9 protein-coding genes are annotated in these 9190 nt (G+C 71.1%); 5 read left to right on the top strand and 4 right to left on the bottom strand.

Annotation, left to right across the window (positions count from 1 at the left end):
* A partial coding sequence (locus tag G3N92_RS26955; RefSeq protein ID WP_206130639.1) for a DUF3455 domain-containing protein occupies positions 1–181 on the top strand: 181 nt, incomplete at its 5' end.
* A gap of 35 nt (positions 182–216) precedes the next feature.
* On the opposite strand, the gene G3N92_RS26950 is transcribed toward G3N92_RS26955, so the two are convergent.
* Complete coding sequence (locus G3N92_RS26950; RefSeq protein ID WP_206130638.1) at positions 217–624, bottom strand: PRC-barrel domain-containing protein; 408 nt, start codon at positions 622–624, stop codon at positions 217–219.
* Positions 625–887: 263 nt separating this feature from the next.
* Between G3N92_RS26950 and G3N92_RS26945 the strand changes: the two genes are divergently transcribed.
* Positions 888–1544 carry a TetR/AcrR family transcriptional regulator gene (locus G3N92_RS26945; protein ID WP_206130637.1) on the top strand — a complete coding sequence of 219 codons (657 nt, stop codon included), beginning with the start codon at positions 888–890 and terminating at the stop codon, positions 1542–1544.
* 229 nt (positions 1545–1773) lie between these two features.
* A complete protein-coding gene (locus G3N92_RS26940) occupies positions 1774–2181 on the top strand; it encodes a VOC family protein (protein ID WP_206130636.1) in 408 nt (135 codons plus the stop codon).
* A 65-nt stretch (positions 2182–2246) separates the two neighbouring features.
* Here the strand turns inward: G3N92_RS26940 and yghU are convergent, their stop codons facing one another.
* The gene (gene yghU, locus G3N92_RS26935) at positions 2247–3131 is read right to left on the bottom strand and encodes a glutathione-dependent disulfide-bond oxidoreductase (protein WP_206130635.1); all 885 of its coding nucleotides are present in this window, start codon (positions 3129–3131) and stop codon (positions 2247–2249) included.
* A gap of 378 nt (positions 3132–3509) precedes the next feature.
* Between yghU and G3N92_RS26930 the strand changes: the two genes are divergently transcribed.
* Positions 3510–4523: an NAD(P)-dependent alcohol dehydrogenase gene (locus tag G3N92_RS26930; RefSeq protein WP_206130634.1), complete on the top strand. Its 1014-nt coding sequence runs from the start codon at positions 3510–3512 to the stop codon at positions 4521–4523.
* Positions 4524–4675: 152 nt separating this feature from the next.
* Here G3N92_RS26930 and G3N92_RS26925 read toward each other — a convergent pair whose 3' ends face one another.
* Complete coding sequence (locus G3N92_RS26925; protein ID WP_206130633.1) at positions 4676–6187, bottom strand: CoA-acylating methylmalonate-semialdehyde dehydrogenase; 1512 nt, start codon at positions 6185–6187, stop codon at positions 4676–4678.
* Between the two features lie 121 nt (positions 6188–6308).
* On the opposite strand from G3N92_RS26925, the gene G3N92_RS26920 reads away from it, so the two are divergent.
* Complete coding sequence (locus G3N92_RS26920; RefSeq protein ID WP_206130632.1) at positions 6309–7310, top strand: LysR family transcriptional regulator; 1002 nt, start codon at positions 6309–6311, stop codon at positions 7308–7310.
* A gap of 76 nt (positions 7311–7386) precedes the next feature.
* On the opposite strand, the gene G3N92_RS26915 is transcribed toward G3N92_RS26920, so the two are convergent.
* The coding region (locus G3N92_RS26915; protein ID WP_206130631.1) for a mechanosensitive ion channel domain-containing protein at positions 7387–9190 on the bottom strand (1804 nt) is incomplete at its 5' end.

Below are 9190 nucleotides of genomic sequence, written 5' to 3'. Positions count from 1 at the left end.
GGGCAGCATCGCGCAACTGCTGCTGGAGACGCACGACACGGGCGGCGCGGGCCTGCTGGCCGGGGTGCGCCACGTGCAGCGGCTCGCCACGGTGGGCGGCGCGATGCCGGCCGAGCCGTGCACGGTGGAGCATCGGGAAGGCAGCACGCCGTATCTGGCGCGCTATGCGTTCTACCGCTGAGCCGGCGAGGCAACCGGCGTTGGCCCGCTACCCGCTCAGGCCCGCGAGCCGAAATGGCGCGCGATCGCCCGCGCCCAATCCGGGTCGCGCGCGGACGGCGAGCGATCGCGGTCGAAGCCGGGTGCGGCGAACACGCGGTCGGCCTGCGCGTCGACGCGCAGGCCCTTGCCCTCGGTGTCGGCCGACATGAGCGCCCAGGGCACGGCGATCAGGCGGTCGTCGCGGCCGTCGGCCGTGGCGATCAGCGCGTGCGTGATGCGGCCCCCGCCGAGATCGACGAGCAGGTCGCTCAGGTGGCCGATGTCGGGGCCGTCGGCGGCGTGCACGCTCGCGCCTTCGAGCGTGTGGACGGCGAGCGGCCGCGCGCCGCTCGGATCGGTTTCGCGATAGCCGGCGAGCGGGCCGCTGTGGGTGCCGGGCGTGGGGCTGGGCGTCGATGTCATGGGAGTCCTCCGTCAAAGGGGGCGGATGCCGTGGCGTTGGCGACGGCGGGGATGGCCGGCGCGAGCCGGGCCGGGAGGTCGAACGCCCAGGCAGCACGCAAGCCGCGTGCCGCGCGCCGAGGCCTTGCGCGGTGGGCCTGCGAGCGCGGCGTCGCGCGTTTTTACAAGCCGGCGGCGCGTTGCGCTTGACCCTTTTTCGGCGGTTCTGCGGCCGCGAGCGCCTTTGTACAATGCGCGTGTTCCGATCCGCTCCCCGCCGCGCCATGTCCGACCGTCAGCCCCGCCCCCGTTTGCAACCGCGCAAGACCCCGACGCAGCCGCGCGCCGCCGAAACGGTGGCCGCGCTCGTCGAGGCCGCCGCCCAGGTGCTGGAGGCGCGCGGCCTCGACGGCTTCAACACCAACGCCGTGGCCGAGCGCGCGGGCGTCAGCATCGGCTCGCTCTACCAGTATTTCCCGGGCAAGGACGCGCTGACGGTGGCGCTGATGCAGCGCGAGACGCGGCGTTTTCTGGACGAGATGAACGCCGCGCTGGCCGAGCCGGACGGCGCCGCGGCGCTCGGCCTGCTGCTGGCCGCCACCGCGCGCCAGCAATTGCAGCGGCCGATCCTGGCGCGGCTGCTCGACGAGCAGGAGGACAGCCCGGCGCTGCGCGACGCGGTGGAATGCGCCGGCATGGAAGCGCCGATGATGACGATCCTGCGCCGGTTGCTGCCGGCCGACGGGCATGGCGGCCCGGCCGCGCTGAACAGCGCCGCGGCCGATCTCGGCGAGATCGTGCAGGCGATGTCCGACAGCGCCGGGGCGCGCGGCGAGCACGACGTGGCGAGCCTTGAGCGGCGTTTGCGCGCGGCCGTGTTCGGCTATCTGCGCGAGCTGAACCTGATCGGGGGGCGTGAAAAAACTGACAGCGGAGCCTGAAACGGGCGGCCGAATGTGAGCACGCGCGAGGCGGGCGGGGCAGGCGGGTGCGGCGGCGAGCCTTGCCGCGCGGGCCTCGCCGCGATGCGCGGGAAGGCGCGGCGATGCGAGTAGCCGGCGGCGGGGGGCGGCTCGTATTCTGAACGGGTCGGCGGTACGGCATCGCGCCACCGCCACGGCACCCTCGCGCAACCCTCGCGCAACCCGCAAGCACCTTCAAGGCATCGACATGACCGACGTCACCCGCACCATGAAACTGAACCACCTGAGCTTTCCCTCGTCCGACACGGCCGCCACGGCGCACTTTTTCGAGCGCTATCTGGGCTTCACGATCGCCGGCACCTGGGATCGGTCGTACATCCTCAAGCGCCCCGGCTTCGACGTCGTGATCGACCACGCCGGCGACGAGACGCTGGCCTGGCCGCGCAACTTCCACGCCGGGTTCGAACTGCCCGACCTCGACGCCGTCGAGTCGCTCTACGCGCGGCTCAAGGGCGAGGGCGTGACGATGGAGACGGCCGTGTTCAACAACGGCCGCGGCTCGCGCTTCTTCTGCCGCGCGCCGGGCGGCGTGATGTTCGAGCTGAACACGCGCGCCGACGCATCGGACGAATATCGCGGCACGTTCGACGCATAACCGCCACGGCGGCGCAGGTCGTTGCCGGGCAACGAGCCAGCGCCGCCGTCGTTTCGTCGTCCTGCTTAACGGGCTGCCTGCGGCGTGACCGGCGTGAACGGCGCGAAACGATCCAGATCGGCGCTCGCATGGCGCTCGTGCTGCTGGTCGGCCGGCTCGCCGCGCACGCTGTTGACGCGACGGCCGCGCTTGACGGCCGGCCGTTCGGCGATCTGCGTGGCCCAGCGGCGCACGTGGGGGTACTCGACGACGTTGAGGAACTCGCCCGCGCCGTACAGCTCGCCGAGCGCGAGACAGCCGTACCACGGCCAGATCGCGATGTCGGCGATCGAGTAGTCGTGGCCGGCGATATACGGGCGCTCGGCCAGCAAGCGGTTCAGCACGTCGAGCTGGCGCTTGGTTTCCATCGTGAAGCGGTCGATCGCGTATTCGAACTTCTCGGGCGCGTAGGCGTAGAAGTGGCCGAAGCCGCCGCCAAGGTAGGGCGCCGAACCCATCTGCCAGAACAGCCAGTTCAGCGTTTCGGCGCGCGCGGCCGGTTCGCTCGGCAGCAGCGCGCCGAACTTCTCGGCGAGGTACAGCAGGATCGAACCCGATTCGAACACGCGCACCGGCTGCGCGCCGCTGCGATCCACCAGCGCGGGGATCTTCGAATTCGGATTGGCTTCGACGAAGCCGCTGCCGAACTGATCGCCGTCGCCGATGCGGATCAGCCAGGCGTCGTATTCCGCGCCCGCGTGGCCGAGCGCCAGCAACTCCTCCAGCATCACGCCGATCTTCACGCCGTTCGGCGTGGCCAGCGAATAGAGCTGCAGCGGATGCTGGCCGACCGGCAGCGGCGCGTCGTGGGTCGCGCCCGCGACCGGGCGGTTGATGCTCGCGAAATGGCCGCCGGACGGCGCGCGATGGGTCCAGACGGCCGGGGGAACGTAAGCGGAATCCTGGCTCATGCAATCTTCTCCGAAAGGGGGCGGCGGCAGCCCGCACGCGCGGCGTGGGGCACGATCGTGGCGGCGCGTGGCGCACGGTGCGTGCGCGGGCGATCCGCCGGGATCGTTACTGTAGTCAAGTTTCCGCGATCTCGCCGGAGGCGGCCCCGCGCCGCCGGCCGAGCAGCATTTCGCAAGGCAGGTCATCATGTGGCCTGGCCGCGCGCGGCGGCGCCGCACGTTTTATCGATATGCCGGCGTTACTGCGCGTATTCCTGAATCTAAATTAGGAATGATCTGCATGATGACGCAGCCTGTTTCGTTTTTCCCGCGCGCCGCTTCGGCGCTGCCGCCGCTCACCCCGCTCGACATCGGCCGCCGCCGGGCCGGGAGGCTCGCATGAAGGCCGCCATCCTGCGCGCACCGGGCGGGCTCGACCGTATCGAGATCCGCGACCTGCCCGATCCGGGCCAGCCGGGGCCGGGCCAGATCCGCGTCCGGCTGCACGCCACCTCGCTCAATTTCCATGACCTGATCGTCGCCAAGGGCGGCATGCCGGCCGACGACGGCCGCGTGCTGATGTCCGACGGCGCGGGCGTGGTGGAGGCGGTGGGCGAGGGCGTCGACGAATTCGCGCCGGGCGACGCCGTGGTGTCGCTGTTCTTCCCGCACTGGGCCGACGGCGCGGCGTTCGGCGCGGTGGGCAACTTCGCCGGCACGCCCGGCGACGGCGCCGACGGCTTCGCGACCGAGGTGGCGGTGCGCCCCGCGCAGGCGTTCACGCACGCGCCGCGCGGCTGGAGCCATGCCGAAAGCGCCACCATCACCACGGCCGGGCTGACCGCCTGGCGCGCGCTGGTGGGCGACGGCGCGCTGAAGGCCGGCGACACGGTGCTGACGCTCGGCACCGGCGGCGTGTCGATCGCCGCGCTGCAGATCGCGCGCGCGATGGGGGCGACCGTGATCGTCACGTCCTCGTCCGACGAGAAGCTGGCGCGCGCCAGCGCGCTCGGCGCGCATCACACCATCAACTACCGGCAGACGCCGGCCTGGGGCGAGGTGGCGCGCGAACTGACGGGCGGGCGCGGCGTGGATCACGTGATCGAGCTGGGCGGGCCGGGCACGCTCGCGCAGTCGATCGACGCGGTGCGGGTGGGCGGCCATATCTCGCTGATCGGCGTGCTGACCGGCATGCAGGGCGAGGTGCCGACCGCCGCGCTGATGGCCAAGCAGGCGCGCCTGCAGGGGCTGATCGTCGGCAGCCGCCGCCAGCAGCAGGATTACGTGCGCGCGCTCGAACGCAACGCGATCCGCCCGGTGATCGACCGCAGCTTCGCGCTCGACGCGCTGGCCGAGGCATTCCGCTGGCAGGAGCAGGGCGGCCATTTCGGCAAGATCGTCGCCGAGTGGTGATCGCGGCGGCGGCCGCCTGGCCGATGCGCCCGACGTAAAAGGCCGGCGGCCGCGTCCGCCCCGGTGCGGCAGACGTAAAAAAGCCGGCGATCGCGCGATGCGATCGCCGGCTTGTCCTTTTTCAGGATTGCCGGAGGCGTTGCCGCGCCGGCTTACTTCGCCGTCGGCATCGCGAATTCCGCGCCCTTCTCGATGCTCTCGTTCCAGCGCTGCATGATCGACTTCTGGCGCGTGTAGAAGCGCACGCCTTCCTCGCCGTAGGCATGCATGTCGCCGAACAGGCTGCGCTTCCAGCCGCCGAAGCCGTGCCAGGCCATCGGCACCGGAATCGGCACGTTGATGCCGACCATGCCCACCTCGATGCGGCGGCCGAATTCGCGCGCCACGTGGCCGTCGCGCGTGTACACCGCCACGCCGTTGCCGAATTCGTGCGCGTTGATCAGGTCGATCGCCTCGCCGAGATCCTTGACGCGCACGCAGGCCAGCACCGGGCCGAAGATTTCTTCCTTGTAGATGCGCATCTCGGGCGTGACGTGATCGAACAGCGTGCCGCCCGTGAAGAAGCCGTTCTCGTGGCCTTCGACCTTGTGGCCGCGACCGTCCACCACCAGCGTGGCGCCTTCCTCGACACCGAGGCCGACGTAGCCCTCGATGCGCTCGACGGCCTGACGCGTGACGATCGGGCCCATTTCTGATTCGGCGTTCATGCCGTTGCCGATCTTCAGCGCGCGGGCGCGTTCGGCCAGGCGCGGCACGATCTTGTCGGCCACGTCGCCCACCAGCACCGCCACCGAGATCGCCATGCAGCGCTCGCCGGCCGAGCCGTAGCCCGCGCCGATCAGGCCGTCGATGGCGGCGTCGAGATCGGCGTCGGGCATCACCACCATGTGGTTCTTCGCGCCGCCGAGCGCCTGCACGCGCTTGCCGTTCTTCGCGCCGGTTTCGTAGATGTAGTTCGCGATCGGCGTGGAGCCGACGAAGCTGACGGCCTTCACGTCGCGGTGCGCGAGCAGCGCGTCGACGACTTCCTTGTCGCCCTGCACGACGTTGAACACGCCGTCCGGCAGGCCGGCTTCCTTGAACAGCTCGCCCATGAACAGCGAGGCCGACGGATCGCGCTCGCTCGGCTTAAGGATGAACGTGTTGCCCGCGGCGATCGCCACCGGGAACATCCAGCACGGCACCATGCACGGGAAGTTGAACGGCGTGATGCCGGCCACCACGCCGAGCGCCTGGCGGGTGGTCCAGTTGTCGATGCCGGTGGACACCTGCTCGGTGTAGTCGCCCTTGAGCAGTTGCGGAATGCCGCAGGCGAATTCGATCACGTCGATGCCGCGCGAGACTTCGCCCTGCGCATCGCTGAACACCTTGCCGTGCTCGGCCACGATGATCGCGGCCAGCTCGTCGCGGCGCTGGTTCATCAGTTCGAGGAAGCGCAGCATGACGCGCGCGCGGCGGATCGCCGGGGTGTTGCTCCAGGCCGGGAACGCGCGCTTGGCCGATGCGACGGCGGCGTCCACGTCGCGCGTGTCGCCCAGGCGCAGCGTGCGGGCGGCTTCGCCGGTGGCCGGGTTGTAGACGGGCTGCGTGCGCGTGCCGTGGCTGGCGGTGCGCTTGCCATCGATGAAGTGTTCGACGTCGGTGCGATCGGTGTACGGATGCATGTGCTCCTCCTGGGTGGATTGCCGGAGATGGCCGGTCAGTGCAGGCAGTGTAGGAGCCGCGCCGCCCGCTGGATATACACTGGCGGTGAAATCATTGTTTAAATTTCTGAACAATCGTGCGATGAACTCCGATCAGATCGAGAGCCTCTGGGCTCACTTGCACTGGCTCACGGTGCTGGCCGACCAGGGCAGCTACACGGGCGCGGCCGGGCGGCTCGGCGTCAGCAAGGCGGCCGTCAGCCTGAAGATCGCCGAGCTGGAGCGCGCCGCCGGCGTGCCGCTGGTGCAGCGCACCACGCGCAGCGTGCGGCTGACCGAGGCGGGGCTGCGGCTGGTGGACGAAACCCGGCCGCTCTACGAGCGCATCGCGCAGAGCTTCTCGGGCGTGCGCGACACGGCCGAGGTGGTGCGCGGCAGCCTGCGCGTGAGCGCGCCGGTGGCGCTGGCGCGCCAGCATCTGGCGCCGCGTCTGGCCGAATTCAGCCGCCGCCACCCGGAGGCGCGCGTGCAGCTCGACGTGTCCGACCGGCTGGTGTCGCTCGCCACCGAAGGCTTCGATCTGGCGATCCGGCACAGCGCCGCCGCGCCCGACACGCACGTGGCCTGGACGCTGTGCCGCACGGTGTCGGTGCTGGTGGCCACGCCCGGCTATCTGGCGCGGCGCGGCACGCCGGCCCGGCCCGAGGATCTGGTCGGCCACGATTGCCTCTATTACCCGCGCAGCCACGGCTCGGCGGCCTGGAGCTTCGAGCGGGCCGGCGCGCGCCGCGCGCGCGCGGCGCGCATTGCAGCGCCGGTCACCACGCCGATCGCCGGGCCGCTGTGCGCCAACAACAGCGAGGTGCTGCGCGACGCGGCGCTCGACGATCTCGGCATCGCGCTGCTGCCCGATTTCTCGGCCGTGGCCGCGCTGCGCGCCGGCACGCTGGTGCGCGTGCTGCCCGAGTGGCGGCCGGTGGGCGTGTTCGCCGAGCAGTTGCTGGCGGTGCGCCCGTACGCGACGCAGGTGCCGCGCGTGGTGACGGCGTTCGTCGCGTATCTGCGCGAGGCGTTCGCGCCGGGCTTCGGGGTGGACGGGGCGGGGGAGGCGAAGGGCGCCAGGCGGGCCGCGTCCAAGGCCTGAAAACGGCGAAGGGCGCAGTGCGCCCCTCGAAAGCATTGCGTCGCCGCGGCCCCCGGCGTTGCGCGGGGGCCGTCGCTCAACTGCGGGTGGGCGGCGGCGCGTCGGCGGGCGAGCCGGCCGGCTTGCCCGATTCCTTCGCGGCCGGAGTGTCCGGATCGGCATTCTCGGGAATCGCGCCGTCGTTCGCCTCGCGCGTGAGCACGCTGCGCTGCGGGTTGGCGATGCGGATCCCGCGCTCGCGGAACGTCTCGGCGATGCGGCGGTTGAACTCGCGCTGCACGCCCCAGCGGCCCGAATCCTTGCACTGGATCTGGCCCGACATGGCGATCGCCGCGCCGTCCACCGAATCGATCCCCCAGTAGCTGAAGTCCGACAGGATCCCGTCCTTGTACTGCGGATCCGCGCGCAGCGCCGCGCCGATCTCCTTGAGCGTGGCCACCGCCAGATCGACGTCCTCGCCGTACTGGATGCTGACCTTGACGGCCGCGTTGCCGATGCCGCGATTGGTGTTGTTGACGGTGGACACCGAGCTGAACGGCACCGTGTGCAGCGAGCCGTCGCCGGCGCGCAGCCGCACGGTGCGGATCGACAGGTATTCCACCGTGCCCGACACGCCGGCCAGCGTCACCCAGTCGCCCACCTGCATCGCGTTCTCCATCAGCAGGAAGATGCCGGTGATGAAATCCTGCACCAGCTTCTGCGAGCCGAAGCCGAGCGCCACGCCGAAGATGCTCGCGCCGGCCAGCAGCGGCCCGATGTTCACGCCGAGCTCGGACAGCCCCGTCAGCACCACCACGATCAGGATCAGCACGAACAGCAGCGAGCGCAGCATCGGCAGCAGCGTGCGCAGGCGCGCGGCGCGCACCAGGTTGCCCTGCGTGGTCCAGCGGTCGAGGCGGCGCTCGATCGCGATGTTGGCCGCCTCCCAGACGAACAGCGCCACCACGGCGGCGATCGCGATCGTCACGAGCGCGGAGGCGAGCCGGTGGCCGATGGTGCCCGCCTCGAACGCGCTCAGCACCGGCACGCCCCAGATCTGCAGCAGCACGACGAAGGTGACGATGCCGACCAGCCCGGAAACAATCTGACGCAGCAGCGGGTAATAGCGATAGGCGTGGCGATGGACGACGGTGCCGGTGTCGGCGTCGCGCCGCTCGAACAGCCGCGCGAGCGCGCCGAACACGAGGATCGAGACGATCCGCGACACGATCATCACCGCGATCGAGCGGCCGCCGAGCGCGATCAGCACGTGATAGCCGTTGTGCACGTCGAGCGCCCAGACGAACCACAGCGCCATCACCACGAACACGCAGACGGGCGCCCAGGCGTCGGCCAGCGCGTTGCCGGCCAGCGCCAGCGAAGGCTGCCCGGCGCAGTGGGTACGGATCCGCGCGGCCACCGGCCGGCTGACCTGCAGGATCAGGATCGACACCATGACGTGGCCGATCAGCGCCACCGCCTTGAGCAGCGCGACGTGGCCGGCTTCGGTCAGGCCGAAGCTCGCGGCCACCTCGACCACGGCCACGCAGCCGCCGACCACCAGGCCGATGCGGCGGATCCAGTGCTGCGTGAACGCGGCCCAGCGGTCGTCGATGTGGATCAGGCGCAGTTGCGGCGCGTCGGGCTGGAAGAACAGCCGCGAGACGATCGCGACGATGCGGCAGATCACGTAGATGTCGATCAGCGAGCTGATGGCGTTGGCGGGCGGCGTGTCGTCGGCGGTCAGCGCCGACATCGTCAGCGTCGCGACGCCGACGAACACCGCGACCGGCACCAGCCGCAGCGCGAGGCTGATCAGCGCGCGCGGCATGCGGCGCAGCGCCGAGCTGTGACGCAGCGCATGGCCGCGCCCGCGCGTGGCGTGGGCGGCTTGCTGCGGG

This window comes from Burkholderia sp. Ac-20379 (assembly GCF_017104645.1).
In the GTDB taxonomy this organism is placed as follows: domain Bacteria; phylum Pseudomonadota; class Gammaproteobacteria; order Burkholderiales; family Burkholderiaceae; genus Burkholderia.
The sequence above is the reverse complement of the archived record's forward strand: the minus strand, read 5'-3'. Positions and strand labels throughout refer to the sequence as shown.

Bases quoted from the DNA above. Each gene is read 5' to 3' on its own strand.
- G3N92_RS26950 (WP_206130638.1), bottom strand. From the start codon at position 624: ATGACATCGACGCCCAGCCCCACGCCCGGCACCCACAGCGGCCCGCTC.
- G3N92_RS26945 (WP_206130637.1), top strand. From the start codon at position 888: ATGTCCGACCGTCAGCCCCGCCCCCGTTTGCAACCGCGCAAGACCCCG.
- G3N92_RS26940 (WP_206130636.1), top strand. From the start codon at position 1,774: ATGACCGACGTCACCCGCACCATGAAACTGAACCACCTGAGCTTTCCC.
- yghU (WP_206130635.1), bottom strand. From the start codon at position 3,131: ATGAGCCAGGATTCCGCTTACGTTCCCCCGGCCGTCTGGACCCATCGC.
- G3N92_RS26930 (WP_206130634.1), top strand. From the start codon at position 3,510: ATGAAGGCCGCCATCCTGCGCGCACCGGGCGGGCTCGACCGTATCGAG.
- G3N92_RS26925 (WP_206130633.1), bottom strand. From the start codon at position 6,187: ATGCATCCGTACACCGATCGCACCGACGTCGAACACTTCATCGATGGC.
- G3N92_RS26920 (WP_206130632.1), top strand. From the start codon at position 6,309: ATGAACTCCGATCAGATCGAGAGCCTCTGGGCTCACTTGCACTGGCTC.